Source organism: Streptococcus sp. SR1 (assembly GCF_000526075.1).
GTDB lineage: Bacteria > Bacillota > Bacilli > Lactobacillales > Streptococcaceae > Streptococcus > Streptococcus halitosis.
Genome location: NZ_JATR01000013.1, coordinates 1 through 26,212 on the forward strand (window position 1 = coordinate 1; position 26,212 = coordinate 26,212).

Here is a 26,212-nt window from a genome sequence, read left to right on the forward strand (position 1 = left end):
GCCCGGAAATGCGAGAGCGAGGTTCGTTTTGTAAACGAATTTTTCCCGAGCCTAGAAATGCGAGAGCGAGGTTCGTTTTGTAAACGAATTTTTCCCGAGCCTAGAAATGCGAGAGCGAGGTTCGTTTTGTAAACGAATTTTTCCCGAGCCTAGAAATGCGAGAGCGAGGTTTGATTTTGTAAATCATTTTTTCCCGAGCCTGGAAATGTGAGAGCGAGGTTGTTTTGTAAACGAATTTTTCCCGAGCCTAGAAATGCGAGAGCGAGGTTTGATTTTGTAAATCATTTTTTCCCGAGCCTGGAAATGTGAGAGCGAGGAATGATTTTGTAAAGTATTTTTTCCCGAGCCCAGAAATAAGAAAGCGAGGCAGATTTGTAAATAATTTTTTTACTAAAAAAATTAAAGTGGGCGTTTGTTTGGCATGCCAGCCTTTCTTGGGTACTTGTTAGGCGTCTCCTTTTTCTTTTCTACCACAGTGATATAACGGGGATCTCCATTTGGAAGGGCGTAGCTAAGGTTGTCCTCTACTTTGCTAAAGAGGAGGTTGAGAGCGTTCTTGGCTTCAAGCAATTCCTCAGGAGCATTGCTGGCCTTGAGTGCCAATAGTTTTCCTCCGACTTTAAGATAGGGAATGGTCAGCTCAGACAAGACCTGCATACGGGCAACCGCACGAGCCGTCACCACATCAAACTGGGCACGGAAGTTCTTGTCTTGAGCAAAGTCTTCAGCGCGTCCATGGTAGAAGTGAACACCATCCAAATCCAACTCCTGAGCCAAAAGCTGAAGGAAGTTGATGCGCTTATTGAGCGAATCAATGATGGTCACATCTAGCTGAGGATAGAGAATTTTCATGGGTAGACTAGGAAATCCTGCCCCCGCTCCGATATCAAGAAGTTTGATATCTTCATTGGGAATCAAACCCTGCAGGATGGGAGCAATCGAATCATAAAAATGTTTGAGATAAACTTCTTCTTTGTCTGTAATAGCCGTCAAATTAATCTTTTCATTCCACTCGACCAAGAGCTCAAAATAACGTTCAAATTGGTTCTTTTGCTGGTCAGAAAGTGGAAGATTTTGCTCAGCTAGTAGGCTGTAAAATGTTTCTGGTTTCATAGTCGTTTCCTTCTCTAGTATCATCTTATTTTACCATATTCGTTAAAATTTTGATATACTGGTATTAATCTAAAAGCAGAAAGGAATAAGATTATGACTTGGATTATTCTTGGAGTTTTGGCTCTGATTGTTATTTTTGTGATTGTTAGCTATAACGGTTTGGTTAAAAATCGTATGCAGACCAAGGAGGCTTGGAGCCAGATAGATGTTCAGTTGAAGCGTCGTAATGATCTCCTCCCAAACTTGATTGAAACAGTTAAAGGCTATGCGAAATATGAAGGTTCTACTTTGGAAAAAGTAACAGAACTTCGTAGACAAGTAGCCGCAGCAACTTCACCGGCAGAAGCTATGAAGGCCAGTGATGCCCTTACCCGCCAGATTTCTGGTATCTTTGCAGTAGCAGAGAATTACCCAGACTTGAAAGCTAGTGCTAACTTTATCAAATTGCAAGAAGAGTTGACCAATACAGAAAATAAAATTTCTTACTCACGCCAACTCTACAACAGTATTGTCAGCAACTACAATGTAAAACTTGAAAGTTTCCCAAGTAATGTCATCGCAGGACTATTTGGCTTTAAAGCTGCAGACTTCCTTCAAACGCCTGAAGAGGAAAAGGCAGTTCCTAAAGTTGACTTTAGCGGATTAGGTGACTAAGATGTTGTTTGATCAAATTGCGAGCAATAAACGAAAAACCTGGATTTTGTTGCTGGTTTTCTTCCTACTCTTGGCCTTGGTTGGTTATGCGGTTGGCTATCTCTTCATACGCTCAGGTCTTGGTGGCATGATTATTGCCTTGATTATTGGTCTTATCTACGCTCTGACCATGATCTTTCAATCGACAGAGATTGTCATGTCCATGAATGGGGCGCGTGAGGTTGATGAGCAAACAGCACCAGACCTCTACCATGTAGTAGAAGATATGGCCATGGTGGCTCAGATTCCTATGCCGCGTGTTTTCATTATTGAGGATTCTTCTTTAAATGCCTTTGCAACAGGTTCCAACCCGCAGAATGCAGCAGTCGCAGCCACTTCGGGTCTTCTGGCTATCATGAATCGTGAGGAGCTAGAAGCTGTTATGGGTCATGAAGTCAGTCATATCCGAAACTACGATATCCGCATTTCGACCATTGCTGTCGCCCTCGCCAGTGCCATTACCCTTCTGTCTAGTATGGCAGGACGGATGATGTGGTGGGGAGGCGCTGGTCGCAGACGGAGTGATAATGATCGCGATGGAAATGGTTTGGAGATTATCATGCTTGTTATCTCTCTCTTAGCCATTGTTCTAGCACCTCTCGCAGCAACCTTGGTGCAATTAGCCATTTCCCGTCAGAGGGAATTTCTGGCGGATGCATCCAGTGTGGAGCTGACTCGTAATCCTCAAGGGATGATCAATGCCTTGCGTAAGTTGGAAAATAGCGAGCCGATGCATCACCATGTTGACGATGCCAGCAGCGCTCTTTATATCAATGATCCGAAGAAAGGTGGGGGACTTCAAAAACTCTTTTATACCCACCCACCTATCTCAGAACGAATCGAACGCTTGAAACAGATGTAAAAAAATCCAGAGATGACCTCTGGATTTTTGCTTTTAGTATCTCGCTTTTAACTTGTTATCTCTCCAAAAAATAGTATAATATATGTAATTCTATATAATTGAGGTGAATGATGTATAAGCGCTGGATGACGTTTTTCTTGATTTTGATTTTTATGCCGATTCATTTGAGTATAGCAGAGAAAATCATGCGAATAAATTCATTACCGCTATCAATCCTTTTTACACTTGTTGAACTTGCATTATTTTTATATGTAGGAAAAAAGTATGACTTGTTTCACATTCGGCAAATCAGCCTAAAAGATATTCTTAAATGTTTTCTTTCATACGCCTTGCTTTTCCTGTTTTATATTATGGTCAATTTTTTAGGCCCTACCCAATCAGACACAACTCAAACTGTGCAAAGTTTATCACTTTCATGGTCTGTACTTTTTGTGGATCTCTGTGTTTTGGCACCTGTCACGGAAGAAATCTTTATGCGAGGTATGTTACAGGGGATAGTATTTAAGAATACCTATTTTGGATTGTTTGCCACATCGCTTCTTTTTGCTTATCTTCATGGTCCCTATACTATTCCTAGCTTTATCAGCTATTTAGGTATGGGATTTGCATTTGGGGTAAGGTATAAGACTTCTGACAACCTATGGAATTCCATTCTTTTGCATGTCCTCAATAATCTGGTTGCATTTTGCTTTTTGTACATGAGATAATGCTACATTAGAATGCTTTGAGCTGTAAGATAGTAAAAAATGATTTCTAGCTTATACAATTTAAACAAAAGCCAGAGCATAATCTGTCACGTCGATGATGCCAGCAGCGATCTTTATATCAATGTTCCCAAGAGCGACGTATGTAAAAAGAATCCAGAGAAGTCTCTGGATTTTTGCTATGTTCAAAAATTATAAATCTTGTAAATCAACAACTTCCAAACCATTTTCTGTCAAACGATAGATACTCGTACAGACCTCTTTTAAGAAGCGTCTGTCATGCGAAACAGTGATCAGACCGCCGGGATAGGAGGCAAAGAGTTTTCTGATTTCGGGTTGAGAAGTGGGAGAAAAATTACGTGTAGGCTCATCCAGAAGGAGAAAGTTTGGTTTGTGCAACACTAAATCCAAAAGTAGGAGTTTGCCTTGTTGCCCGCCAGATAGGGAGCGGATTTGGTGGTGCATCTCTAGATAGCTGAAATTGAGACTGGCTAGGTGAGATTGGATTTTCTGTAGTTCTTCTTTTTGTCCAGTGTGGCTGAGGTAGGCTACTGGAGATAAATCCAATTGCAGTTTTTTATGGTAATCTTGTGGCATAAAACCAAGCGAAATCTCTCTTCTGGCGCTGAGCAGTTGTTGAAACTTGGCTAACAGAGTTGATTTCCCAACACCATTTGGCCCGATGATACCGATTTTATCTTGGCCACGGACCGTTAGTCGTAACTCCTGAGTTAAAATGCGCTCGTCAATAGACAAATTTTCTTTTTCCAGTTGGACTAAGACTTTAGAAGCCGGTAATGGTTGGATGTCTGAAAAGAAAAGTTGGATTTGTTCCTCTTCAAGTGGCATTTGGGCCATGGACTGAGCTTCCTTTTCAAAGCGTTTTTCTTGAGAGAGAACAGTTTTCATCTTTTTAGCCAATAGGCGACCGGCAGTACTGTCTTTGGTAGCTCGAAGTGCAGTTTCTACATTTTGCTTAACTCGGCGATGTTTTTCTATGGTTTTATCATAGGCTCTCTGGTCGTTAGCAGCTTGCTGGCTTTGTCTTGCAAAATTAGCCTTTCTCTGCTCATTATAGCGATCATAGTCTAAATGCTCGACTAGCGTTTCCGCTTCTTTCCGATGCTTGACCAGTCGCAAGTGGACAATAGTATCAGCCGTATGAGAAAGAAAGTCTTCATCATGGGAAATGAAAATAACTGTTTGCTTCATCTTCTGTATCTGCCTTTTTAGCCAATCAACCGTCTCAAGGTCCAGGTCATTTGAAGGTTCATCTAAAAATAGAATCTCAAAAGGTTTTGCTAACTCGTGAATGAGCTGAATTTTCAAAGCTTCGCCCCCTGATAGACTGCCAATTTCTTGGTCGCTAGCAAAACGGTCGCTATCAAAGTGCAACTCCTCCGCCAAGCGATAGAGAATACTGTAGTCTAAATCAGCAGAATCCAAAAAGAAGTAGTCGTGTAGAGTCCTATTTTTTAGCTCCTCAGGTAACTTTTGAGGAATGTAGGCCAGTGATTGAAGGTCAGACTGGATGTCGCCCCTGATAGTAAAATCAGATAATGCTTCTCCCATTAAAGCTCGTAGTAAAGTCGATTTACCATTTCCTTCTTCACCAATAATAGCAACCTTTTCCCCGTCTTGGATAGTCATGGTTAGGTCAGATACAAGATCTCGTAGATCTTTGTTTTGCGTGATGGTTAGATGATTGATTTTTATCATATTGTTGCCCTTTCTAGAATGTCGATAGTGCATAACAAAAAGCTCTACTTTATCTAGTAGAGCCCAAAGTCACTGTCAAAACTCTATTATCCTCGTTGAAAAACTCGTCAAACTAGCTTGGAGTTGCCTAACCCAACCCAAGAGGAGCATAGCTTTCTAGTTTTTCGATTTTCAATGAGGACAAGATACTAGAAAATCTAGTATAAAAAGAGCACACAAAAAGAGACAAAAACAAGATCTACTAAATAAAGTTCTTTATTTGATAGATTAGTTGTTCATGTCTCCCATACCTCCGAGTATTAGTACCTCTATCCTATACCTTTAAGGAAATTTTGTCAATAGAAAACAAGTAATTTCAAGCTCTAAAAACCAAAAACAGGCCCATAGAGAGTTAATACGTGTTTGACATGTTCATAGTGGAACTTGTCATAGTTGCGCCAAGCAGAACGAGCTTGATCGTTTAGTTTTAGGCTCCCTAGTCCAATCAGCAGACTAGTACGTTGGTAAAATTTCTCAAGGTCGATTAAGATACTGTTGTCTAGCTTTTCTGCTTTTTTTAGTTCCTTAAGAGTAGTGTTCAGCAGCTCTTGCAGTCGAAGATCATCGGCTGTTCCCTGTTTGCAACTTTGGTAGCTTTTATTTAACTCGGAAAGGAGTTGGTAAGCTTCAGTGATGAGTGCTTTGTCTTCCATGTGAGCATCCTCCTTGCTCTGATGTATTCTTGCCTGTAGTATAGCACTAATAGGAAGTTTTGTCATAGTAAATATGTTAAAAAATGAGATTTCAATATCAAAGTTTGGAAAGCTGACTTATAGCCTTTTCATGGTATAATCAAGTGAGTACATCTTTATGGAGGAAATATGAAGTTAAATATTCAAGAAATTCGTAAGCAACCTGAAGGTCTGCATTTTGAACAAGCTTTAGACCTGGCAGCAGACTTGCGCAAACGGAACCAAGAGATTTTAGATGTCAAAGATATCCTTGCAGTGGGGAAGGTACAGTACGAAGACCGTCTGTATTTCTTGGACTATCAGTTGTCATATACCATTGTCCTTGCTTCCAGCCGCAGTATGGAGCCAGTTGAGTTGGCTGAATCTTATCCAGTCACAGAAGTTTTCATGGAAGGAGCGACCAACCAACTAGACCAGGAAGTTCTAGATGATGACTTGGTCTTGCCTATCGAAAATGGGGAAATCGACCTTGCTGAGAGCGTAGCAGATAATATTCTGCTCAATATCCCAATCAAGGTCTTGACGGCAGAAGAAGAGGCGGGTCAAGGTTTTGTGTCCGGAAATGACTGGCAAATCATGACAGAGGAAGAATACCAAGCTCAACAAGCAGTCAAGAAAGAAGAAAACAGTCCATTTGCTGGCTTGCAAGGACTATTTGATGGAGACGAGTAGATGGTTTTATCCAAGAAACGTGCCCGTCATGTCATTGAGGAAATTATTGCCCTCTTTCCAGATGCCAAGCCTAGTCTTGATTTTACTAATCATTTTGAACTACTGGTTGCGGTGATGTTGTCAGCTCAGACGACAGATGCAGCGGTAAATAAGGCCACACCAGGTCTCTTCGCTGCCTTTCCGACACCACAAGCCATGTCTGTAGCGACAGAGAGTGAAATTGCTTCACACATTTCTCGCCTGGGACTGTATCGAAATAAGGCTAAATTCCTTAAAAAATGTGCCCAACAGTTACTAGACGATTTTGATGGTCAAGTGCCTCAGACTCGAGAGGAATTAGAAAGTCTAGCTGGTGTTGGTCGTAAAACAGCAAATGTAGTATTGAGTGTGGGCTTTGGAATTCCTGCTTTTGCAGTGGACACTCATGTGGAGCGTATCTGTAAGCATCACGATATCGTTAAAAAATCAGCTACGCCACTTGAAGTAGAAAAACGTGTCATGGACGTCCTACCACCAGAAGAGTGGTTAGCAGCCCACCAGGCCATGATTTACTTTGGACGAGCTATCTGTCATCCCAAAAATCCAGAATGCGATCACTATCCCCAATTATATGATTTTAGTAATGTTTAAGAGGACTCTGAAAAAAGTTTTTGCTTGATTTTAAGGGTGCTTTGTGCTATAGTAAATGGTAACTAAATAGTCCTTTAAACCTGTCCCGTGAGGCAGGCAAGGAGCGCGATAAAGTAGAAGGGTGAAGTCTATACTGTTTATAGTAGGGCTCGCTTGGCTATACATTTCAAGTCTCCTTGTAGAAGGAGACTTTTCTTTTTGGAGGTTTGTCATGAAGACAAAAGAAGTTGTAGACGAATTGACTGTCAAACGAGCGATTACGCGAATTACTTATGAGATTATTGAGCGCAATAAAGATTTGAATAAAATTATCCTAGCGGGGATAAAAACGCGTGGTGTTTTCATCGCTCATCGTATCAAAGAACGCTTGGAGCAGTTGGAAAATATCACTGTTCCTGTTGTGGAATTGGACACCAAGCCTTTCCGTGACGATGTTAAAAGCGGAGAAGATACTTCTTTGATTTCTGTTGATGTGACAGACCGTGAAGTTATCTTGGTGGATGATGTACTCTATACAGGCCGTACTATCCGTGCTGCGATCGATAATATTGTCGGACATGGTCGTCCTGCGCGCGTGAGTCTTGCGGTGCTAGTTGACCGTGGACATAGAGAATTGCCTATCCGTCCAGATTACGTTGGGAAAAATATCCCAACCAGTCGTTCTGAAGAAATCATCGTAGAGATGACAGAACTTGATGGCCAAGATAGAGTTCTGATTACTGAAGAAGCTTAGAAAGCTGAAGGAGTAGCTATGTCAGAAAATCAACAAGCATTGAACCATGTGGTTTCTATGGAAGACCTCACTGTCGATCAAGTGATGAAATTGATTAAGCGAGGAATTGAGTTTAAAAATGGAGCCCAGCTTCCTTATGAAGACCATCCGATTGTTTCAAATCTTTTCTTTGAGGATTCTACACGGACACATAAGTCCTTTGAAGTGGCAGAGATTAAGCTAGGGCTGGAGCGACTTGACTTTGATGTGAAGACCAGCTCAGTAAATAAGGGTGAGACACTTTATGATACCATCTTAACCTTGTCTGCGCTTGGTGTAGATGTCTGCGTGATTCGGCACCCAGAGGTTGACTACTACAGAGAGTTGATTGCGAGTCCGTCGATTACGACTTCCATTATCAATGGTGGTGATGGCTCAGGTCAACATCCTAGCCAGAGCTTGCTTGATTTGATGACCATTTATGAGGAATTTGGGCACTTTGAGGGTCTCAAGGTTGCTATTGCAGGCGACTTGGACCACTCACGTGTTGCCAAGTCCAATATGCAGATTTTGAAACGCTTGGGAGCGGAACTTTACTTTGCAGGACCTGAGGAATGGAGAAGTCAAGAGTTTGCGGACTATGGACAGTTTGTAACTATTGATGAGATTGTTGATCAGGTGGATGTTTTGATGTTACTCCGCGTTCAACATGAACGCCATGATAGTGGAGCAGTTTTTTCAAAAGAAGCCTACCATGCTCAACACGGTTTGAACCAAGAACGCTATAATCGCTTAAAAGAAGAAGCCATTATTATGCATCCGGCTCCAGTTAATCGAGATGTGGAAATTGCTGACCACTTGGTTGAAGCGCCAAAATCACGTATTGTCCAACAAATGACCAACGGTGTCTTTGTTCGAATGGCAATCTTAGAATCCGTATTGGCGAGTAGAAACGCCAATGAAAACACAAGACGTTAAAAGACGCCAGTGAGCGTCCACGAGAGGTGAAAATATGACAAAAAGACTTCTAGTATTAGAAGATGGCACAGTTTTTGAAGGCAAGGCCTTCGGAGCAGATATTGATGTAACAGGCGAAATCGTCTTTAACACAGGGATGACCGGCTATCAAGAATCCATTACAGACCAGTCTTATAATGGACAAATCTTGACCTTTACTTATCCTTTGGTGGGAAATTATGGAATTAACCGTGATGATTATGAATCCATCATTCCAACTTGTAAGGGAGTTGTCGTTTTCGAAGAGGCGCGTCGAGCTAGCAACTGGCGCAACCAAATGACGCTGGATGAATTTTTGAAAGCTAAGAAAATTCCGGGTATTTCAGGGATTGATACGCGTGCACTTACCAAGATTATCCGTAAGCATGGTACGATGCGTGCAACTTTGACTCATGTTGGGGACAGTATGGACCATGTGACGGACCAGCTCCAAGCAACAGTCTTGCCGACAGACAATATCAAGCAGGTTTCTACTAAAACTTCCTATCCAGCTCCGGGAGTTGGTTTGAGTGTAGTGCTAGTGGACTTTGGTCTCAAGCACTCAATCTTACGTGAACTTTCTAAACGCAACTGTAACGTGACGGTTGTTCCTTATTCGACAACGGCTGAAGAAATTCTTCATCTTAATCCTGATGGAGTTATGTTGTCAAACGGTCCAGGAAACCCAGAAGACGTTCCAGAAGCACTGGACATGATTCGTGGTGTGCAAGGAAAAATTCCAATTTTTGGTATCTGTATGGGACACCAACTCTTTGCCATGGCAAATGGGGCTAAGACCTACAAGATGAAATTTGGTCATCGTGGATTTAACCACGCGGTACGTGAGATTGCTACAGGACGAGTAGACTTTACTAGCCAGAACCATGGTTATGCGGTTAGCCGTGAGGATTTGCCAGAGCACTTGATTATTACACACGAAGAAATCAATGACAAGTCAGTTGAAGGAGTTCGACACAGATACCAACCAGGTTTCTCTGTGCAATTCCACCCAGATGCAGCTCCTGGTCCACACGATGCTAGCTACCTATTTGACGAGTTTATCGAGATGATGGAAGCTTTTAAACAAGCAAACTAAGAACGAGTAAAAGCTCGTCGGAGAATTTAAGTAACTGAACACGGACGGAAAGCTCGGAATTTAGAGAAACCAACTTGGATTGTCAATCCTTCCTTGGTTTCCTAAAATTCAATCGCTTTCTATTCGTCCTTTGTATCTTATTTAATGTCGTTCTGTGAGGCGACGAATAGAAAGGCAGGTCGTTTCTTTTAGTCGCAATCAGGCGAACTAAAAACTTCCTGCACTAGATTTTTTATCGAAAATGATCGTTTCTCTAAAAAATCGTCGGAGAATTTATTTAATGTCGCTCTGTGAGGCGACGAATAGAAAGGAGAAGGGTGGTCCGTATTTGCTGAACTGAATACGGGCTACGGACGGTGCTAAAAAGATAGTTATTCCTAGAACTGATAGTTCTTCGTCATAACTCCTATTTTAGCTTTGTCCGCTTGACGCCCTTAATATCTTATAAATGCCTAAACGTACTGATATTCAAAAAATTATGGTGATTGGTTCTGGTCCGATTATTATTGGTCAGGCTGCTGAGTTTGACTACGCGGGGACCCAGGCCTGCTTGTCTTTGAAAGAGGAAGGTTATGAAGTTGTCTTGGTGAACTCAAACCCTGCCACTATCATGACGGACAAGGAGATTGCGGACAAGGTCTACATCGAGCCAATCACACTTGAGTTTGTAACTCGTATTCTCCGTAAGGAACGTCCGGATGCTTTGCTTCCAACTCTTGGAGGTCAGACAGGGCTCAATATGGCCATGGAATTGTCTAAGAATGGCATTCTAGATGAATTGGGTGTTGAACTTCTGGGTACTAAACTATCTGCTATTGACCAAGCAGAGGACCGTGACCTCTTTAAACAATTGATGGAAGAGCTTGAGCAGCCAATCCCTGAATCTGAAATTGTCAACACAGTGGAAGAAGCTGTTGCCTTTGCAGCATCAATCGGCTACCCTGTTATCGTTCGTCCAGCCTTTACCCTTGGTGGTACTGGTGGTGGTATGTGTGCCAACGAAGAAGAATTGCGTGAAATAGCTGAAAATGGCTTGAAATTGTCACCTGTTACCCAATGTTTGATTGAACGTTCAATCGCAGGTTTCAAGGAAATCGAGTACGAAGTCATGCGCGATTCAGCTGACAATGCCCTCGTTGTTTGTAACATGGAAAACTTTGACCCAGTTGGGATCCATACAGGAGATTCCATTGTCTTTGCCCCCGCGCAGACCATGTCAGACTATGAAAACCAAATGCTACGTGACGCGAGCTTGAGCATTATCCGCGCTCTCAAGATTGAAGGTGGGTGTAACGTTCAGCTGGCCCTTGATCCCCACAGCTTCAAGTACTATGTTATCGAAGTAAACCCTCGTGTATCGCGTTCGTCAGCCCTTGCTTCTAAGGCAACTGGTTACCCAATTGCCAAATTGGCAGCTAAGATTGCTGTCGGTTTGACCTTGGATGAGGTCATCAACCCAGTCACAGGTTCAACCTATGCCATGTTTGAGCCGGCCCTTGACTACGTCGTTGCTAAGATTCCACGTTTCCCATTTGACAAGTTTGAAAAAGGTGAGCGTCGTCTCGGAACTCAGATGAAAGCGACTGGGGAAGTCATGGCCATTGGTCGTAACATCGAGGAATCTCTTCTAAAAGCCTGTCGTTCACTTGAAATTGGGGTTCACCACAATGAAATGCCGGAGCTTGCAGCGGTTTCAGATGATGCCTTGATTGAAAAAGTTGTCAAGGCCCAAGATGATCGTCTCTTCTACGTATCAGAGGCTATTCGCCGTGGTTACACACCAGAAGAAATTGCTGAATTGACCAAGATTGATATCTTTTACCTTGATAAACTCTTGCACATCTTTGAAATTGAGCAAGAATTAGGTGCCCATCCACAAGATCTAGAAGTCTTGAAAACAGCTAAACTCAATGGATTTTCAGACCGCAAGATTGCGGAACTCTGGAAAACGACAGCTGACCAAGTTCGCCAACTTCGCTTGGAAAACAAGATTGTTCCAGTCTATAAGATGGTCGATACCTGTGCGGCAGAATTTGACTCTGAAACACCATACTTCTATTCAACCTATGGATGGGAAAATGAATCTATCAAGTCTGATAAGGAATCCGTCCTAGTTCTAGGTTCAGGTCCAATCCGTATCGGACAAGGGGTTGAGTTTGACTACGCAACAGTTCACTCTGTTAAGGCGATTCAAGCAGCTGGCTATGAAGCGATCATCATGAACTCAAACCCAGAGACCGTTTCTACAGACTTCTCGGTATCTGACAAGCTCTACTTTGAACCATTGACTTTCGAAGATGTTATGAATGTTATCGACTTGGAGCAACCAAAAGGTGTTATCGTTCAGTTTGGTGGTCAAACAGCCATCAATCTTGCAGAGCCTCTGGCAAAAGCAGGTGTGACCATCCTTGGTACGCAAGTCGCTGACTTAGACCGTGCCGAAGACCGTGACCTCTTCGAGCAAGCCCTTAAAGACTTGGATATTCCACAGCCACCAGGACAAACGGCTACCAATGAAGAAGAAGCCGTGCTTGCAGCTCGCAAGATTGGTTTCCCAGTCCTTGTTCGCCCATCTTATGTCTTGGGGGGACGTGCCATGGAAATCGTTGAAAACGAAGAAGACCTCCGTTCTTACATGCGTACCGCTGTTAAGGCTAGTCCAGACCACCCAGTTCTTGTTGACTCTTACATCGTTGGGCAAGAGTGTGAAGTGGATGCCATCTCAGACGGAGAAAATGTCCTTATCCCTGGTATCATGGAGCATATCGAACGTGCCGGTGTCCACTCAGGTGACTCAATGGCCGTTTATCCTCCACAAACCTTGTCGCAAAAGGTACAGGAAACCATCGCAGACTACACCAAACGCCTAGCAATTGGTCTCAACTGTCTTGGTATGATGAACATTCAGTTTGTTATCAAGGATGAGAAAGTCTATGTTATCGAGGTCAACCCACGTGCCAGCCGTACGGTTCCATTCCTTTCTAAGGTAACCAATATCCCTATGGCTCAGGTAGCGACTAAGTTGATTCTTGGTCAAAGTCTCGAAGAACTTGGTTACCAAGATGGACTTTACCCTGAAAGCACACGAGTTCATATCAAAGCGCCAGTCTTCTCCTTTACCAAGCTAGCGAAAGTAGACAGCTTGCTCGGTCCTGAAATGAAATCGACAGGGGAAGTCATGGGTTCTGATACAACTCTTGAAAAAGCGCTCTATAAAGCTTTTGAAGCTTCATACCTTCACTTGCCTACTTTTGGTAATGTTGTCTTTACCATCGCTGATGATGCAAAAGAAGAAGCTTTAGATTTAGCTCGTCGTTTCCAAAACATTGGTTACGGAATCCTTGCAACTGCAGGAACAGCGGAGTTCTTTGCAAATCATGGACTTCAAGCTCAACTAGTTGGGAAAATCGGTGATGACGAACATGATATTCCTAGCTACGTCCGTAAAGGAAAAATCCAAGCTATCATCAATACTGTCGGAACCAAACGAACTGCTGACGAAGATGGTGAGCAAATCCGTCGTTCAGCCATTGAACACGGAGTGCCACTCTTTACAGCTCTAGATACAGCTAATGCCATGCTCAAGGTGCTAGAAAGCCGTAGTTTTGTCACAGAAGCGATCTAGTTGAGAAAGATTTTTCACAGTTTTAAAGCCAGCGTTTTCTGACGCTGGCTTTTACAATACTGATATTGCTTATTTCAACTATCATTTCTTTTCTTAGGAATCATTCCAAAATGTGATATAATAAGGGTGAATTGGAAATAGGTAAACTATTTTCATCATTCTTTCAAAAAATATTCTATTAAGAAATATGTAAAGACAGATTAGAAAGTGGGAAATTCCTATGTCCTCTTATGAAAAAGTCTCTCTTTCTGAGATCAATCAATCTATTGAGACTCCAAATAACAATCATTTTTGGCAAAATCTAAAAGCATTCTTAGGACCTGGTGCACTTGTGGCAGTTGGCTACATGGATCCAGGAAACTGGATCACCAGCGTGGTTGGTGGTGCCTCCTACAAGTACAGCCTTTTATTTGTTATTTTAATTTCATCCATCATTGCCATGCAGCTACAACAGATGGCTGGAAAGCTCGGTATCGTGACTAGGATGGACCTAGCACAGGCAACAGCTAATCATGCTCCCAAGTGGCTTCGCTATAGTTTGTGGGTGATTTTAGAATTAGCTTTAATGGCGACAGACTTGGCTGAGGTTCTAGGTTCAGCGATTGCCTTAAATCTTTTGTTTAAAATACCGATTATGATTGCTATCCTTCTAACCATTTTAGATGTATTTTTGTTACTTTTATTGATGAAATTTGGCTTCAAAAAAATTGAAGCCATTGTTACGACTCTTATTTTAACCATATTAGCCATCTTTACCTATCTTGTGGCCTTATCCAATCCAAGTATCCAGGGGATTATTGGTGGTTATTTACCAACTTCAACTTTATTTGAAACACCGTTACCAGGCCATGAAAGTCAATTGACCTTGGCTTTAGGGATTGTAGGTGCGACAGTCATGCCCCATAATCTCTATCTCCATTCCTCTCTATCCCAAACAAGGAAAATCAATCACAAAGATAAGAAGGATGTTCGAAAAGCAGTTCGCTTTATGACCTGGGATTCAAATCTTCAGTTGTCCCTAGCCTTCATTGTCAATTCCTTGCTTCTCATTTTAGGTGCCTCCCTCTTTTTTGGTCATGCATCTGAAATTTCAGCTTTTTCTCAAATGTACAATGCTTTACAGGATTCGACAATAGCAGGAGCAATAGCCAGCTCAACCTTGTCAACTTTATTTGCTCTAGCCCTCCTAGCAAGCGGCCAAAATTCGACTATTACAGGCACTTTGACAGGACAGATTGTCATGGAAGGCTTCTTACATCTAAGATTGCCTCAGTGGCTCATCCGTATCGGTACACGTATTTTTGCCTTGCTACCTGTGATTATAGTCGCCGTTTTGTTTGGATATCAAGAAAAAACCTTGGATCAGTTATTGGTCTATTCACAGGTCTTTCTGTCAATCGCTCTTCCGTTTTCAATCTTTCCCTTAATCTATCTGACCTCTAAGAAGTCACTGATGGGAGAATTCACTAATGCCAAGTGGAACACCATCCTAGGTTACGCAGTTTCAATCATCTTGACCATTCTCAATATCAAGCTTCTTTTCGATATTTTTTAACCTCGTTTGAAATCAATCATAGTGTCAGCGTGAAGCTTGACAAAGAGAAAGTAGTAGTGGTTGGTTCATAAAAATAATCATAAAAAGAACAGTTGAAACTGTTCTTTTTATGATTATTTGAGACCGTATTTTTTGTTGAAACGATCCACACGTCCATCTGCTTGAGTGAACTTTTGACGTCCAGTGTAGAATGGGTGTGAGTCTGATGAAATTTCCACACGGATCAATGGGTAAGTTTCGCCTTCGAACTCAACAGTTTCGTTAGAGCGTTTTGTTGAACCGCTAAGGAATTTGTAACCAGTAGTTGTGTCCATGAAGACAACTGGGCGATATTCTGGATGGATATCTTTTTTCATTTTGCAATATTTCCTTTCTGCCATGGTCTCTTTGCGAGCCATAGATTGTTACCATACTAGTCTATCAGATTCTGAAAAGTTTGGCAAGTATTTTATTAGTTTTTAAGCAAGTTTTTTAACTTTTGATAGATGATTTCGTTTTCCTCTAAGCTATAGGAATTGGCGCCACTGGCTAATGGATGCCCTCCCCCGTCGTGTCGTTTGGCAATCTCATTGATAGGGGCGATTTTACTTCGCATTCGCACACGGAAGTGACCATCAGCTTGCTCAACAAAGATAGCCCAAGCCTTAACGGTATCAATTCGGCCAGGTGCTCCGACAATCGCAGCCGTTTCAGCATCCGTAACCTTATATTTTTCCAGGATTTCTTGAGTAAGCAGAACGCGTGCAGCTCCATTCTCATCGACTTCTAAGTGATCATAAACATACCCTTGCAGTTTTGCAATCTTGAAGCTCATGGTATCCATTTGACGAGATAATCCAGCAAAGTCAAAATCAATTTCTCGGAGCTGGCCAGCTATTCTAAAGGTACGAGCACTAGTTGACGGGTAGAGAAAACGCCCTGTATCCCCGACAATTCCTGCATAGAGAAGTCGTGCCGCTTCACTAGACAAAGCTAGCTGATTTTCTTGAGCAAATAATGCAATCATCTCACTGGCACTGCTTGAACTTGTATCCACCCAAGATAGGTCACCATAGATATCATCGTTTGGATGGTGATCAATTTTGATGGTGAAAGCAGCTTGTTCGTAGCGTTTATCATCGATACGAGGACGATTCGCTGTATCACAAATAATAGCAAGAGCTCCTTGGTAGTCACTGTCTTGGACAGTATCCATTTCCGCCATCCAGGTTAGAGTGGGTTCGTTAAAACCGACCGCTTTGATAGTCTTTTCTGGAAAATGGTGTGTAAGAAGAGTTTTCAAGCCCACCTGACTTCCCAAGGCATCAGGGTCTGGTTTCATATGACGATGAATGATAATGGTATCGTATTCTTTGATTTTCTCTAAAATTTGCTGGCAAATTTCCATAAATAACCTCAATTCTTTCTCATTTCATTGTAGCACAAGAATTTTTATTTTTAAAATGAAAAAGATATGATATAATGGAGAAAGATAAATTGAGGAGGACGATATGGCATTAGCAAAAATTGTATTTGCCAGTATGACCGGTAATACCGAAGAAATTGCAGATATTGTAGCAGATAAATTGCGTGACTTGGGCTTGGATGTCGATGTGGATGAATGTACGACTGTTGACGCTTCAGACTTCTTGGAGGCGGACATCGCAATCGTTGCGACTTATACTTACGGAGACGGAGAATTGCCAGATGAGATGATGGACTTCTATGAAGATCTAGCAGATCTCAACTTGAATGGCAAAATCTACGGAGTGGTCGGTTCAGGAGATACTTTCTACGACGAATTCTGTAAGGCTGTTGATGACTTTGATCGTGTTTTTGTAGCGACAGGAGCAGAAAAAGGTTCAGAGTGTGTTAAAGTTGATCTTTCTGCTGAAGAAGAAGACATCGAACGTTTGGAACAATTCGCAGAAGAATTGGCTGCAAAAGTAGGATAAGAATCAAACTGCGCTGACTGGAAGAAGTCAGTGCGTTTTTTTATTAGTTTTTTGGGGATTTTACTAGCCTATTTAGAGGGTTTTTGATACAATAATTCAAATAAAGGAGGAGACTGTATGAACTTAGATATGATTCGGCAAGAAATTGATCAAATCGACGACCAAATCGTCAAGCTCTTGGAAGAACGGATGCATTTGGTTGAGGGAGTAGTTGCCTATAAGAAAGCCTCAAGAAAACCTATTTTAGATTCTAAGAGAGAAGCGGTTATTTTTGAAAAGGTTAGAAGTCGTGTAGAGGACAAGCGCTATCAGGAGACTATTGTTGCGACTTTTTCTGACATACTCAAACGTTCGCGTGATTATCAGGATCAAAATATCAAATGAAAAAAGAACAATTTTATCCGCTTGGAATTTTTCTGGCTGCAATGGTGGGAGGCCTTATCCGCTACTTTGTATCTAGTCAGTTGCCAGCCAGTCCTGAATTTCCTTGGGGAACCCTTCTCGTCAATTATCTGGGAATATTCTGCCTAGTCTATCTGGTGAAAGGCTATTTGGTCTATAAGAGAACTAGTAAAGGCTTAATTTTGGCGCTGGGGACGGGTTTTTGCGGTGGCCTGACAACCTTTTCTAGCCTAATGCTTGATGCAGTAAAACTGCTTGATACCGGGCGTTATCTTAGCTTAATCATCTATCTGCTTTTGAGTATTGGAGGAGGTCTACTCTTGGCTTATGTTCTAGGGAGGAAGAAATGGTAATCGTTTATCTTGCAATCGCCTGCGGGTTCGGAGCCCTGGTGCGTTATTTCTTTTCCCGCTATAATCAAGCTTCAAAATTACCTCTAGGAACTCTCCTTGCCAATCTTCTAGGATGTTTTTTAATTGGCCTACTCTACAATCATGTGGAGTCCAAGGAAATCTATGCTATCCTAGCGACAGGTTTTTGTGGAGGGTTGACGACCTTTTCAACCTTGAATGACGAGCTGCAAAGACTATTAAGTGACAAGAAGGTATTTTATAGCTATTTTCTCTTAACTTACATAGGCGGCTTAGTGGCGATTTTTTTAGGAATTCTGCTATAAATTTCTTTACTTTTAGGTAGAAATTTGGTAAACTATATCCTGTGTGTAATGGACGCACAAAAATACAGTTTATCCGCTGAGGAAGGTTCCTCAAGATTGACAAAGATAGGAGAATAAAATGAATCCATTAATCCAAAGCTTGACTGAAGGTCAACTTCGTACAGATATCCCATCATTCCGTCCTGGTGACACTGTTCGTGTACACGCGAAAGTTGTCGAAGGTAACCGTGAACGTATCCAGATTTTTGAAGGTGTTGTTATTGCACGTAAAGGTGCAGGCATCTCAGAAAACTACACAGTTCGTAAAATCTCTAACGGTGTAGGTGTTGAGCGTATCTTCCCAATCCACACTCCACGTGTTGAAAAGATCGAAGTTGTTCGTTACGGTAAAGTACGTCGTGCGAAATTGTACTACTTGCGTGCTCTTCAAGGTAAAGCAGCTCGTATCAAAGAAATCCGTCGTTAATTCGACTAAAAAACTCTGCTTACCCAGCAGGGTTTTTCTCTAGCTCCCTTAGTTCAATGGATATAACAACTCCCTCCTAAGGAGTAGTTGCAGGTTCGATTCCTGCAGGGGGCATTTTTAGTAATGTAAAGAAAGACAAAGAAAATTCAAAGTGTTAGTTTAAAGGCAATCATCACAAGTTTGTTTTTTAAAATAACCTAGTATTTTTGGAATTTTTGACCAAAGTGTGACCAAAAGTCAATGAATATAGAATAAAGTAGATCAGGAAACTGGTCTATTTATTTTGTAATTATTAATGAACAGTATTTTTTAAGTTTATAATATTCAGTTTAAGTTAAATAGTTGTAATTATAGTATATAAGTTTTTCTTTGTTAATGGTATAATATAAAGTATATAGAGCTATTTTTCGAGGTGCGGATTTGGCAAATAATAGACAAATTGAGACATTAGGTGTTTCATATCTGACAACATTCATAAATAGACATAGTTTACTTCAGACTTATTTTGATAGTAATGATAAAACTCCAGTCTGGGATGGTGAGATTCATGTTCTTAAATCTTCTAGTGAGAAAAAAAGTGAAATATTTGGTAAAGTACCTGTTCAAATTAAAGCTACAAGGCAACAGAAGAATAAATTGAAATCCTTCTTGTTAGACATAAGTGATTTAGAATTATATTCAAAAAATGGTGGTGTAGTTTTATTCGTAGTTTGGTTAAGTGAGAATGGTGATTTAAGAAATATCTACTATAAATCATTACCTCCTCTTTCTATAAAAAAACTAATCAAAAAAAATAATTTAAAAAATAAAACAACAAGCAATAAGAAACTTTCTGTACAGATTCATGAATTAGACGAACAAAAACTGTACCCCATGCTAGTCGATTTTATAACAAATAGTCGTAAGCAATATAGCTTCATAAATGTTGATGGTATTTCAGTTGAAGATATCTCTGATGATAGTAACCTTAAATTCTATTTTTATGGTCAAGGAAAGGGAGAAATCTTTAACTACCAGGAAGAAAATGATCTCTTCATTTATTATAAAGATCCTTTAACTGGTATTGAAGTACCACTTGAAAATACAATAAAGGTTGTCGAAACTTACGAGGAAACAGATTTAATTATTACAGTTGGAGATACTATTTTTCAAGATGTAAAAAGACATCGATTCCCTGATGGGAGTGTACAACTACATTTTGGTGAATGCTTTAAAATGTCCTTTGATGTAAATAAAAAAATATTTAAATTTAATTATACAAGGTCTAATATGCTCTCAAAAGCCATAGAGTGTACGGAGGTACTTCAAGAGCTAGGAAGAGTAGGATATTTTAATCTCAATGGAAATAAAATAGAACTAGATAATCAGTCAATATCGGATATTACTTCACGGAATTTAGATAGCGATATAAAGGATTTGAGACAGATTTCTAACTTCTTGGAAAATATGGGTGTACAAAAGGATCTTGATCTAAACTACTTTGATAAACAATCTCAAAAAAATCTAAATATCCTTAATTCAGGTCTTGTTCTAAAGAAGAAGGATGCCTTTGATTATAATGAATCTAAATTACTTCATCTAAGAATTGCTAATATCCATATTATTGCCTTATATGATTTTACAATAGATAAGAACGGAACTATGATTGATATCTTTACTGAAATTCCCTGGTGTAGGAGAGGTGAGGGGAAGGATTCTTCAGATATTTCAATTTTTGAAGTTTTTGAACCTAACGATTGGCTAAAAATAGATAATTGTAATTTTGATTCGGTTATTGCCTCATATCAAAGATTAGTTGATAATGACTTGAAATTTGAAGATGCTAACAACACTATTATAAAAATAGTTATTGCTGCTGACATGGCAGAAGATGCTTCTAGAAGAGAGTTATTGCTTAATTGGGCACAATGTCTTTCTAATTGGAACTTAAAATACTCCCAAAATAGTGAGATAGCTATAATAAATGACCTTCAAATAAAATCTAGAGTTCGTAAATTAAACAGCAAAGAAATGGAGATTCTGAGCAATATTTTAGTAAATAGTAATGATAACTATGAACTTTGTTTCGGTTCATCAGTGTTATTAAAATCGAAACCACAAGCTGATTTGTTTTGGAATAAACTGGATAATGAGACAAAAGAAAGATATAAAGACTTTCCTATTTATACTTTGTATATGAAATTATCGTAAAATTAAAAGAGATTATAAAGAGATAACATATAGAAATAGAGAGTGATTTATTACAATTCAGTACCACAAATTAAGGAAGCAATGCCTATTTTTTGTACTCTCAAGATTTAAGTAACTGTACAACTGAACCCTTGTGGCTCTAGGCGTTATGACGGTTTTTGTACTCTCAAGATTTAAGTAACTGTACAACACCTCATGCTTGAAGATGGCCGATTGGCTGAAAAAGAAAGTTTCAACATCGAGCCTGACGGATTGATCACTACAAAATAATTTTTTAAAAATAGAAAGGAAATTTTCTAAAATATTGTTCGAATTGTAACCGCAGGCTCAGGCTTGCGGGCTTTTTTGTTTGCAATAATAAAAGCAGTGACGGAAATCACTGCTTATCAGCTGTAGCAAATTCATAAAGTTTTTCTGCTGTGAGAAGTGCCATTTTGTCCATGCTTGTTTTTCCTTTTCTGAGGTCAGAAACGGTAGTCCATGGCACACCGGCACCTTGTGAAATAGCAGATGTAGAAATAGAACTATTAAGTAATTCTTGAATAATTTTTCTCATATTTTTCTTTACCTCAATTTTTATCTTAATCATATTATATAACGGAGAACCGAGATGTCAAGTGTTTTGATAAATTATTTCTAATTCTAAGATGAAATAGATAAAACCCGCTCAGTTGAGCGGGTTTCGTCTATTCTTACTTTTTTACAATACCCACGTACGGATGGCATGGGCAACGCCAGATTCATCATTTGTTTTAGTGATGTATTTGGCGATTTTTTTGAGTTCTGGATTTCCGTTTTCCATGACTACAGGGTTGCCAACGACTTCCAGCATGGCACGGTCATTTTCTTCGTCTCCGATTGCCATGGTTTCATCTGTGGTCAATCCGAGTTTTTCAGCTAGGTGAGTGATGGCTGAACCCTTGTCTACATTCTTTTTAAGGAGTTCGAGGTAGAAAGGAGCAGATTTGTTGATGGAGTAGCGTTCGTAAAATTCTGCTGGTATCTTTTCAATCGCAACGTCGAGAATTTCCGGTTCATCGATAAACATACACTTGACGATTTCCTTGTCAGCCATTTCTTCAGGAGTGCGGTAAAAGATAGGCATGTTGACGAGGGTTGATTCGTGCACTGTGTATTTTCCGATATTGCGATTGGCAGTATAGATACCGTTCTTGGTAATAGCGTGCATGTGGACACCGAGTTTGCGACTGAGAAATTCCATATCGAGATAGTCCTCATAGGCTAAAGATTCGCTGATAATCTCATGGCCAGTAGCAGTTTCTTGGACAAGGGCACCGTTGAAGGTTACCACATAGTCACCCTTGTCTCTCAACTGCAAGTCGTCCAGAAGTTTAGCAACACCTGCGATAGGGCGGCCAGTTGCAATCACGACTTTGACGCCAGCTTGTTTGGCATCTTGGATGGCAGAAAAGACTTCAGGAGTGATTTCCTTTTTACTGTTAACCAGGGTACCATCGATATCGACAGCGATTAGTTTAATACTCATAAATTTCCTCTTCTAGTTTTTATTTGGGGTAAAATGATCGTTCTCAATCAAGTGTAAAAATTGCTGGGTGATACTTGCGAAGATGCTATTTTGATCCAACATTTCTTTTGGAAAATAGAAACGATTGTCACCGTGGCGGCTGCCAGCAAGGGATTGGACGATAGGGGACAGGCTAGATAGTTCTGCCAGTTCACCATTTTTTTGTAAAATCTCAATCTGTGTCCTTGGATTTTCAGATTCGGGTCGATAGATATCATAAGGTAGGTCAAAGTTCTTATGAATAGCAGTATAGTAGTCTGGATCAAAACCGATATCTTCAACCAGTTGTCTCATGGTTGCGAGTTGGTCTTGGTCTTTTTCTGAAAAAGTAATGGATTTAAAGACCTTGCGGTTGACAAAGCGTTGCGACAAGTCGGCTAGTATCTTGTCAGGACTGGTCATCCAGAGTTGGAAGTAGGTATTCATCACGCCATCATCCAGAGCTAGATAGTCAGACAAGGTCACATTTTTTTCAAAGAAAGGAAGGAGATGTGGAGAAGTTCGTGCAAAGAAATCTTTGTCTTCAGGATAGAGTTCCTTAGCGCGTTTGAGGAGATTCTGTAGAAGAACTTCCATGGCGCGTGTTGCTGGGTGGAAATAAACCTGCATATACATCTGATAGCGACTGAGCACGTAGTCTTCGATGGCATGCATGCCATTGCGCTGAAAGGCGATCCCATTTTCGACTGGGCGAATCACTCGGAGAATTCGAGTCAAGTCAAATTCCCCATAAGATGCTCCTGTAAAATAGGAGTCGCGCAAGAGATAGTCCATGCGGTCTGCATCAATCTGACTAGAAATGAGTTGTACGACCTGCTTGTTAGGATAGGTATGGTCGATAACGCTAGCCACCTTTTTGGGGAAATCAGGTGCCACTTGTAGCAGGACTTGGTGAATCTCTGTCTCAGGACTTTGGATGATTTCCTGGGTAATGGCCTCATGATCTGTATCAAAGAGATGTTCAAAAGTATGGGAGTAGGCACCATGCCCGAGGTCATGAAGGAGCGCAGCGGTCATGGTCAAGAGAGACTCAGCAGGATCCCATTCTTTAGGATATTTTTCTTCAAAAATCTCCGTGATGCGTCGTGCAATCTCATAGACCCCCAAACAGTGGGAAAAGCGACTGTGCTCCCCACCATGGAAGGTATAGCTGGAAGTCCCTAGTTGCTTGATTCGACGCAAACGTTGAAATTCTTTTGTATTGATCAAGTCGTATATGACCTGATTATTGACGTGGATATAGTTGTGAACTGGGTCACGGAATACTTTTTCGTTCATATGACCATTATAGCAAAATCCTGCTCTTTTTGGTAAAATAGTAGGACAAGAGACAAGAAAGAGGATTTGATGTGAAGATTCGGATGCGAAATAGGATTCAGTTTGATGAGCAGTTGGAAGTCGTTGACCAACTCTATGACGTGAAAGTGCGTGAAAAGGGCGATTATAGCTATCTGCTTTTCTACAATGAGGAAAAGGAAAAAGTGGTTCTCAAGTTTCATGGTCAAGAACTGGTGATGACCCGTTTTTCCAATCCGAAGACCATTATGAGATTTCTAAAGGATAGCGATAGTTTAGCCTATATTCCTACACCTATGGGCATGCAGGAATTTATCATTCAAACGAATCGTTATCAAGTGGATGGGCAAAAGATTGAGCTCGCCTATCAACTGCAAAACCAAGAGGGACACCCCTTTGCCAGCTATCAATTAGAAATTACTTGGGGATAAGAAAAAGGTTGGCGGAAGCCAACCTTATTTGATATAGAGTTCTTGATTTTTTAGCACAATTTCACGAACACTTGCGAATTTCTTGAGTTTTTTAAGTTCTTCAGGATGGGTTACGAGAGTGATAACATAGCCCTCTTTACCCATGCGACCTGTACGGCCAGCGCGGTGAGTGTAGGTTTCGATATCTCTAGGAACATCAAAGTTTACGACACATTCTAGGCTATCAATATCAATTCCACGTGCCAAAAGGTCAGTTGCAAGGAGCAGGGTTAGCTGCTTATCTTTAAACTTTTCTAAGATGACTTTTCGAAACTTAACATTAACATCGCTAGCGAGGGAAACGGCCAAGACATCGCGATACTGTAGTTTTTCCTCCGCACTTCCAAGATCTGATAGGCTATTAAAGAAAACTAGTCCGCGGAAATCCTCTACATGAGCCAGTTTTCGTAGCATATCCACACGATGGCGTTGGTCTACCTGCATGTAGAAGTGTTGAATGTTGTCCAACTTTTGGTCAGAAAGGTCGATGGTGCGCGTGTTTGGTGCAATCTTTTCTTGGTCAAACTTGGTCGTCGCACTCATGTAGATGAGTTGGTGGTCACGAGGTGCGTAGTGGGTAATTTTCTCGACAAAGTGAATCTGAGAATCATCGAGCAATTGGTCAAATTCATCCAGGATGATGGTTTCCACATTCATCATCTTGATTTTCTTCAATTTAATTAATTCAAAGACACGGCCAGGAGTTCCGATGAGAATTTCTGGTCCTTTTTTAAGGCGTTCAATCTGGCGTTTCTGACTGGAACCTGATAGGAAGAGCTGAGCAGTCAAGCCGATAGCTTCAGCCCACGTTTTACATACGTCAAAAATCTGTCCAGCTAGTTCAGTATTTGGTGCTAGAATCAAGAGCTGCTGGGCTTTTTTCTTTTTCAACCTTAGAAGACTTGGCAGGAGGTAAGCTAGCGTCTTACCAGTTCCTGTTGGGCTTACTCCCAGGAGGTTTTCTCCAGCAAGAATGGGCTCAAATAGTTGAATTTGAATGGGGGTAAATTCTTGGAAACCGAGCTGGTCGCTCAATTTCTGCCATTCAGTCGGTAGTTTGGTTTTCATTTTTCTGCCTCAAATCTAATGCCAGCAGTCTGGCGCATGGTATATAATAGGTCATGAACAGAACCTGCATCATTCAGCCAGTTCTGGTAAAGCGTCTGGTCTGGCCGCTGGATCATCTGTGCAAATGCAGCTGCTTCCTCAGTCATTGTATGAGGAGCCTGTTGGATAGGAAGTTGGACTTGATTTCCTTGGTGGTCTCTAAAAATAGCTGAGCGGACATGTTCAATCGTGTTAAGGGTCAAGGTTCCATCTGCTGTGTAAATCTCACAAGGAAGATTGGAAGTGATGTTTTTCCCAGCCTTAATGTGAACTTGAAATTCTGGGTAGAAGAAGATACCATCACCATTTAGGTCAATGCTATTGTCAAGCTGTTGAGCCTGATAAGTCGCGTCCTGAGCCTTTCCAAAGAGGCGAATAGCAGCATAGAGAGGATAAATCCCCAAATCCATAAGGGCTCCACCAGCAAAACGATCTGAAAAGACATTTGGCGTCTGTCCAGCTAATAAGTCAGGCATCTTGGAAGAATACTTGGCATAGTTGAAATCTGCTCCCAGCACTTGCTTGTCTGCTAAAAAATTCTTGATAGTGGTAAAAGCTTCCTCGTGGTAATTACGAGCTGCCTCAAAGATAAAACAGTGATTTTTCTCAGCCGTTTGAATCAGATTAAGCCATTCTTGTGGCTGAGTGACAGCTGGCTTTTCAAGAATGACGTGCTTACCAGCAGACAAGGCAGCCTTGGCTTGAACAAAATGCAAGGAGTTTGGACTGGCGATATAGACTACATCAAAGGAAGACTTAAAGAAGTCTTCTAATTGATCAAAGAGTTGGACATTTTGATAGCGGGAAGCAAAGGTTGCGGCAGTTTCTAGTTTTCTAGAATAGACTGCGACCAGCTGGTATTCTCCGCTGGTATGGGCTGCTTCTATGAAGTGATGGCTAATAGCACCTGTTCCGATGACACCTAATTTTAGCATAAATACTCCTTTTCCGATTTTAAAACCTTCCTTCATTATAACACAGAAAAGAAGGACTATCCAACAGATGGTAAAAATTTTC

Annotated in this window: 27 protein-coding genes and 1 tRNA gene; 18 read left to right on the forward strand and 10 right to left on the reverse strand. The window is 40.9% G+C overall.

Going from position 1 to position 26,212, the window contains the following annotated elements; all coding sequences use genetic code 11:
- Positions 1 to 399 precede the first annotated feature (399 nt).
- On the reverse strand, positions 400 to 1,113 hold the full coding sequence (gene rsmG, locus HMPREF1518_RS02660) for a 16S rRNA (guanine(527)-N(7))-methyltransferase RsmG (RefSeq protein WP_033583975.1): 714 nt from the start codon (positions 1,111 to 1,113) through the stop codon (positions 400 to 402).
- 93 nt (positions 1,114 to 1,206) lie between these two features.
- Between rsmG and HMPREF1518_RS02665 the strand changes: the two genes are divergently transcribed.
- The 3 genes from HMPREF1518_RS02665 to HMPREF1518_RS02675 all read left to right on the forward strand — a co-directional run bounded on the left by HMPREF1518_RS02665 (position 1,207) and on the right by HMPREF1518_RS02675 (position 3,375).
- Positions 1,207 to 1,767 (forward strand): LemA family protein, encoded by a 561-nt coding sequence (locus HMPREF1518_RS02665; RefSeq protein WP_033583977.1) that lies wholly within the window; start codon positions 1,207 to 1,209, stop codon positions 1,765 to 1,767.
- A gap of 1 nt (position 1,768) precedes the next feature.
- Positions 1,769 to 2,668 carry a zinc metalloprotease HtpX gene (gene htpX / locus HMPREF1518_RS02670; RefSeq protein WP_033583979.1) on the forward strand — a complete coding sequence of 300 codons (900 nt, stop codon included), beginning with the start codon at positions 1,769 to 1,771 and terminating at the stop codon, positions 2,666 to 2,668.
- A gap of 107 nt (positions 2,669 to 2,775) precedes the next feature.
- On the forward strand, positions 2,776 to 3,375 hold the full coding sequence (locus tag HMPREF1518_RS02675; RefSeq protein ID WP_223326387.1) for a CPBP family intramembrane glutamic endopeptidase: 600 nt from the start codon (positions 2,776 to 2,778) through the stop codon (positions 3,373 to 3,375).
- Between the two features lie 189 nt (positions 3,376 to 3,564).
- Here the strand turns inward: HMPREF1518_RS02675 and HMPREF1518_RS02680 are convergent, their stop codons facing one another.
- Both HMPREF1518_RS02680 and HMPREF1518_RS02685 read right to left on the reverse strand, forming a co-directional pair.
- Complete coding sequence (locus HMPREF1518_RS02680; RefSeq protein ID WP_033583980.1) at positions 3,565 to 5,124, reverse strand: ATP-binding cassette domain-containing protein; 1,560 nt, start codon at positions 5,122 to 5,124, stop codon at positions 3,565 to 3,567.
- Between the two features lie 329 nt (positions 5,125 to 5,453).
- Positions 5,454 to 5,783 carry a hypothetical protein gene (locus HMPREF1518_RS02685; protein ID WP_033583983.1) on the reverse strand — a complete coding sequence of 110 codons (330 nt, stop codon included), beginning with the start codon at positions 5,781 to 5,783 and terminating at the stop codon, positions 5,454 to 5,456.
- Between the two features lie 168 nt (positions 5,784 to 5,951).
- Between HMPREF1518_RS02685 and HMPREF1518_RS02690 the strand changes: the two genes are divergently transcribed.
- The 7 genes from HMPREF1518_RS02690 (at position 5,952) to HMPREF1518_RS02720 (ending at position 15,108) form a co-directional block, all read left to right on the forward strand.
- Positions 5,952 to 6,494, forward strand: coding sequence for a YceD family protein (locus tag HMPREF1518_RS02690; protein ID WP_000773191.1), 543 nt, complete (start codon positions 5,952 to 5,954; stop codon positions 6,492 to 6,494).
- Positions 6,495 to 7,124 carry an endonuclease III gene (nth, locus tag HMPREF1518_RS02695; RefSeq protein ID WP_000244435.1) on the forward strand — a complete coding sequence of 210 codons (630 nt, stop codon included), beginning with the start codon at positions 6,495 to 6,497 and terminating at the stop codon, positions 7,122 to 7,124.
- A gap of 211 nt (positions 7,125 to 7,335) precedes the next feature.
- Positions 7,336 to 7,857, forward strand: a complete 522-nt coding sequence (gene pyrR / locus HMPREF1518_RS02700) for a bifunctional pyr operon transcriptional regulator/uracil phosphoribosyltransferase PyrR (protein ID WP_000850018.1) — start codon at positions 7,336 to 7,338, stop codon at positions 7,855 to 7,857.
- Between the two features lie 18 nt (positions 7,858 to 7,875).
- The gene (locus HMPREF1518_RS02705; RefSeq protein ID WP_033583988.1) at positions 7,876 to 8,814 is read left to right on the forward strand and encodes an aspartate carbamoyltransferase catalytic subunit; all 939 of its coding nucleotides are present in this window, start codon (positions 7,876 to 7,878) and stop codon (positions 8,812 to 8,814) included.
- 34 nt (positions 8,815 to 8,848) lie between these two features.
- Entirely contained in the window at positions 8,849 to 9,928 is a 1,080-nt protein-coding gene (locus tag HMPREF1518_RS02710; RefSeq protein WP_000166847.1) for a carbamoyl phosphate synthase small subunit, read from the forward strand.
- Between the two features lie 448 nt (positions 9,929 to 10,376).
- Complete coding sequence (gene carB / locus HMPREF1518_RS02715; protein ID WP_033583991.1) at positions 10,377 to 13,553, forward strand: carbamoyl-phosphate synthase large subunit; 3,177 nt, start codon at positions 10,377 to 10,379, stop codon at positions 13,551 to 13,553.
- 220 nt (positions 13,554 to 13,773) lie between these two features.
- Positions 13,774 to 15,108, forward strand: a complete 1,335-nt coding sequence (locus HMPREF1518_RS02720) for an Nramp family divalent metal transporter (protein WP_033583992.1) — start codon at positions 13,774 to 13,776, stop codon at positions 15,106 to 15,108.
- 113 nt (positions 15,109 to 15,221) lie between these two features.
- Here the strand turns inward: HMPREF1518_RS02720 and HMPREF1518_RS02725 are convergent, their stop codons facing one another.
- Complete coding sequence (locus HMPREF1518_RS02725) at positions 15,222 to 15,464, reverse strand: type B 50S ribosomal protein L31 (protein ID WP_000710762.1); 243 nt, start codon at positions 15,462 to 15,464, stop codon at positions 15,222 to 15,224.
- 95 nt (positions 15,465 to 15,559) lie between these two features.
- Positions 15,560 to 16,495 (reverse strand): DHH family phosphoesterase, encoded by a 936-nt coding sequence (locus HMPREF1518_RS02730; RefSeq protein WP_033583994.1) that lies wholly within the window; start codon positions 16,493 to 16,495, stop codon positions 15,560 to 15,562.
- Positions 16,496 to 16,598: 103 nt separating this feature from the next.
- On the opposite strand from HMPREF1518_RS02730, the gene HMPREF1518_RS02735 reads away from it, so the two are divergent.
- The 7 genes from HMPREF1518_RS02735 to HMPREF1518_RS02765 all read left to right on the forward strand — a co-directional run bounded on the left by HMPREF1518_RS02735 (position 16,599) and on the right by HMPREF1518_RS02765 (position 20,776).
- Positions 16,599 to 17,042, forward strand: a complete 444-nt coding sequence (locus tag HMPREF1518_RS02735; RefSeq protein WP_001162125.1) for a flavodoxin — start codon at positions 16,599 to 16,601, stop codon at positions 17,040 to 17,042.
- Positions 17,043 to 17,159: 117 nt separating this feature from the next.
- On the forward strand, positions 17,160 to 17,426 hold the full coding sequence (locus tag HMPREF1518_RS02740; RefSeq protein WP_033583996.1) for a chorismate mutase: 267 nt from the start codon (positions 17,160 to 17,162) through the stop codon (positions 17,424 to 17,426).
- The gene (crcB, locus tag HMPREF1518_RS02745) at positions 17,423 to 17,797 is read left to right on the forward strand and encodes a fluoride efflux transporter CrcB (protein WP_000712109.1); all 375 of its coding nucleotides are present in this window, start codon (positions 17,423 to 17,425) and stop codon (positions 17,795 to 17,797) included. The genes HMPREF1518_RS02740 and crcB (HMPREF1518_RS02745) overlap by 4 nt, the downstream gene beginning before the upstream one ends.
- Positions 17,791 to 18,120 (forward strand): fluoride efflux transporter CrcB, encoded by a 330-nt coding sequence (crcB, locus tag HMPREF1518_RS02750; protein WP_033583998.1) that lies wholly within the window; start codon positions 17,791 to 17,793, stop codon positions 18,118 to 18,120. The genes crcB (HMPREF1518_RS02745) and crcB (HMPREF1518_RS02750) overlap by 7 nt, the downstream gene beginning before the upstream one ends.
- 118 nt (positions 18,121 to 18,238) lie before the next feature.
- The gene (gene rplS / locus HMPREF1518_RS02755; protein WP_001068669.1) at positions 18,239 to 18,586 is read left to right on the forward strand and encodes a 50S ribosomal protein L19; all 348 of its coding nucleotides are present in this window, start codon (positions 18,239 to 18,241) and stop codon (positions 18,584 to 18,586) included.
- Positions 18,587 to 18,628: 42 nt separating this feature from the next.
- Positions 18,629 to 18,700, forward strand: a tRNA-Arg gene (locus tag HMPREF1518_RS02760).
- A 306-nt stretch (positions 18,701 to 19,006) separates the two neighbouring features.
- Positions 19,007 to 20,776 (forward strand): DUF4365 domain-containing protein, encoded by a 1,770-nt coding sequence (locus HMPREF1518_RS02765; protein ID WP_033584000.1) that lies wholly within the window; start codon positions 19,007 to 19,009, stop codon positions 20,774 to 20,776.
- A 376-nt stretch (positions 20,777 to 21,152) separates the two neighbouring features.
- Here HMPREF1518_RS02765 and HMPREF1518_RS02770 read toward each other — a convergent pair whose 3' ends face one another.
- The 3 genes from HMPREF1518_RS02770 to HMPREF1518_RS02780 all read right to left on the reverse strand — a co-directional run bounded on the left by HMPREF1518_RS02770 (position 21,153) and on the right by HMPREF1518_RS02780 (position 23,600).
- Positions 21,153 to 21,332, reverse strand: coding sequence for a hypothetical protein (locus HMPREF1518_RS02770; RefSeq protein ID WP_033584002.1), 180 nt, complete (start codon positions 21,330 to 21,332; stop codon positions 21,153 to 21,155).
- 144 nt (positions 21,333 to 21,476) lie between these two features.
- Positions 21,477 to 22,283 (reverse strand): sugar-phosphatase, encoded by an 807-nt coding sequence (yidA, locus tag HMPREF1518_RS02775; protein WP_033584003.1) that lies wholly within the window; start codon positions 22,281 to 22,283, stop codon positions 21,477 to 21,479.
- A 12-nt stretch (positions 22,284 to 22,295) separates the two neighbouring features.
- Positions 22,296 to 23,600, reverse strand: a complete 1,305-nt coding sequence (locus HMPREF1518_RS02780; RefSeq protein WP_033584005.1) for an HD domain-containing protein — start codon at positions 23,598 to 23,600, stop codon at positions 22,296 to 22,298.
- Positions 23,601 to 23,671: 71 nt separating this feature from the next.
- Here HMPREF1518_RS02780 and HMPREF1518_RS02785 point away from each other — a divergent pair, with 71 nt between their 5' ends.
- Complete coding sequence (locus tag HMPREF1518_RS02785; RefSeq protein ID WP_081730791.1) at positions 23,672 to 24,049, forward strand: DUF1934 domain-containing protein; 378 nt, start codon at positions 23,672 to 23,674, stop codon at positions 24,047 to 24,049.
- 24 nt (positions 24,050 to 24,073) lie between these two features.
- Here the strand turns inward: HMPREF1518_RS02785 and HMPREF1518_RS02790 are convergent, their stop codons facing one another.
- Both HMPREF1518_RS02790 and HMPREF1518_RS02795 read right to left on the reverse strand, forming a co-directional pair.
- On the reverse strand, positions 24,074 to 25,156 hold the full coding sequence (locus tag HMPREF1518_RS02790) for a DEAD/DEAH box helicase (RefSeq protein WP_033584008.1): 1,083 nt from the start codon (positions 25,154 to 25,156) through the stop codon (positions 24,074 to 24,076).
- Positions 25,153 to 26,130: a Gfo/Idh/MocA family protein gene (locus HMPREF1518_RS02795; RefSeq protein WP_033584010.1), complete on the reverse strand. Its 978-nt coding sequence runs from the start codon at positions 26,128 to 26,130 to the stop codon at positions 25,153 to 25,155. Before HMPREF1518_RS02795 ends, HMPREF1518_RS02790 begins: the two co-directional genes overlap by 4 nt.
- Positions 26,131 to 26,212: the final 82 nt, after the last annotated feature.

Excerpts from the sequence above, each read along its gene's own strand:
- crcB (WP_033583998.1), top strand. The coding sequence starts at position 17,791 with ATGGTAATCGTTTATCTTGCAATCGCCTGCGGGTTCGGAGCCCTGGTG.
- HMPREF1518_RS02680 (WP_033583980.1), bottom strand. The coding sequence starts at position 5,124 with ATGCACTATCGACATTCTAGAAAGGGCAACAATATGATAAAAATCAAT.
- HMPREF1518_RS02720 (WP_033583992.1), top strand. The coding sequence starts at position 13,774 with ATGTCCTCTTATGAAAAAGTCTCTCTTTCTGAGATCAATCAATCTATT.
- yidA (WP_033584003.1), bottom strand. The coding sequence starts at position 22,283 with ATGAGTATTAAACTAATCGCTGTCGATATCGATGGTACCCTGGTTAAC.
- HMPREF1518_RS02685 (WP_033583983.1), bottom strand. The coding sequence starts at position 5,783 with ATGGAAGACAAAGCACTCATCACTGAAGCTTACCAACTCCTTTCCGAG.
- rplS (WP_001068669.1), top strand. The coding sequence starts at position 18,239 with ATGAATCCATTAATCCAAAGCTTGACTGAAGGTCAACTTCGTACAGAT.
- HMPREF1518_RS02705 (WP_033583988.1), top strand. The coding sequence starts at position 7,876 with ATGTCAGAAAATCAACAAGCATTGAACCATGTGGTTTCTATGGAAGAC.
- HMPREF1518_RS02725 (WP_000710762.1), bottom strand. The coding sequence starts at position 15,464 with ATGAAAAAAGATATCCATCCAGAATATCGCCCAGTTGTCTTCATGGAC.
- HMPREF1518_RS02790 (WP_033584008.1), bottom strand. The coding sequence starts at position 25,156 with ATGAAAACCAAACTACCGACTGAATGGCAGAAATTGAGCGACCAGCTC.
- carB (WP_033583991.1), top strand. The coding sequence starts at position 10,377 with ATGCCTAAACGTACTGATATTCAAAAAATTATGGTGATTGGTTCTGGT.
- HMPREF1518_RS02730 (WP_033583994.1), bottom strand. The coding sequence starts at position 16,495 with ATGGAAATTTGCCAGCAAATTTTAGAGAAAATCAAAGAATACGATACC.
- HMPREF1518_RS02665 (WP_033583977.1), top strand. The coding sequence starts at position 1,207 with ATGACTTGGATTATTCTTGGAGTTTTGGCTCTGATTGTTATTTTTGTG.
- HMPREF1518_RS02770 (WP_033584002.1), bottom strand. The coding sequence starts at position 21,332 with ATGAGAAAAATTATTCAAGAATTACTTAATAGTTCTATTTCTACATCT.
- HMPREF1518_RS02740 (WP_033583996.1), top strand. The coding sequence starts at position 17,160 with ATGAACTTAGATATGATTCGGCAAGAAATTGATCAAATCGACGACCAA.
- HMPREF1518_RS02675 (WP_223326387.1), top strand. The coding sequence starts at position 2,776 with ATGATGTATAAGCGCTGGATGACGTTTTTCTTGATTTTGATTTTTATG.
- HMPREF1518_RS02690 (WP_000773191.1), top strand. The coding sequence starts at position 5,952 with ATGAAGTTAAATATTCAAGAAATTCGTAAGCAACCTGAAGGTCTGCAT.
- HMPREF1518_RS02795 (WP_033584010.1), bottom strand. The coding sequence starts at position 26,130 with ATGCTAAAATTAGGTGTCATCGGAACAGGTGCTATTAGCCATCACTTC.
- HMPREF1518_RS02735 (WP_001162125.1), top strand. The coding sequence starts at position 16,599 with ATGGCATTAGCAAAAATTGTATTTGCCAGTATGACCGGTAATACCGAA.
- htpX (WP_033583979.1), top strand. The coding sequence starts at position 1,769 with ATGTTGTTTGATCAAATTGCGAGCAATAAACGAAAAACCTGGATTTTG.
- pyrR (WP_000850018.1), top strand. The coding sequence starts at position 7,336 with ATGAAGACAAAAGAAGTTGTAGACGAATTGACTGTCAAACGAGCGATT.
- HMPREF1518_RS02780 (WP_033584005.1), bottom strand. The coding sequence starts at position 23,600 with ATGAACGAAAAAGTATTCCGTGACCCAGTTCACAACTATATCCACGTC.
- rsmG (WP_033583975.1), bottom strand. The coding sequence starts at position 1,113 with ATGAAACCAGAAACATTTTACAGCCTACTAGCTGAGCAAAATCTTCCA.
- HMPREF1518_RS02710 (WP_000166847.1), top strand. The coding sequence starts at position 8,849 with ATGACAAAAAGACTTCTAGTATTAGAAGATGGCACAGTTTTTGAAGGC.
- nth (WP_000244435.1), top strand. The coding sequence starts at position 6,495 with ATGGTTTTATCCAAGAAACGTGCCCGTCATGTCATTGAGGAAATTATT.
- crcB (WP_000712109.1), top strand. The coding sequence starts at position 17,423 with ATGAAAAAAGAACAATTTTATCCGCTTGGAATTTTTCTGGCTGCAATG.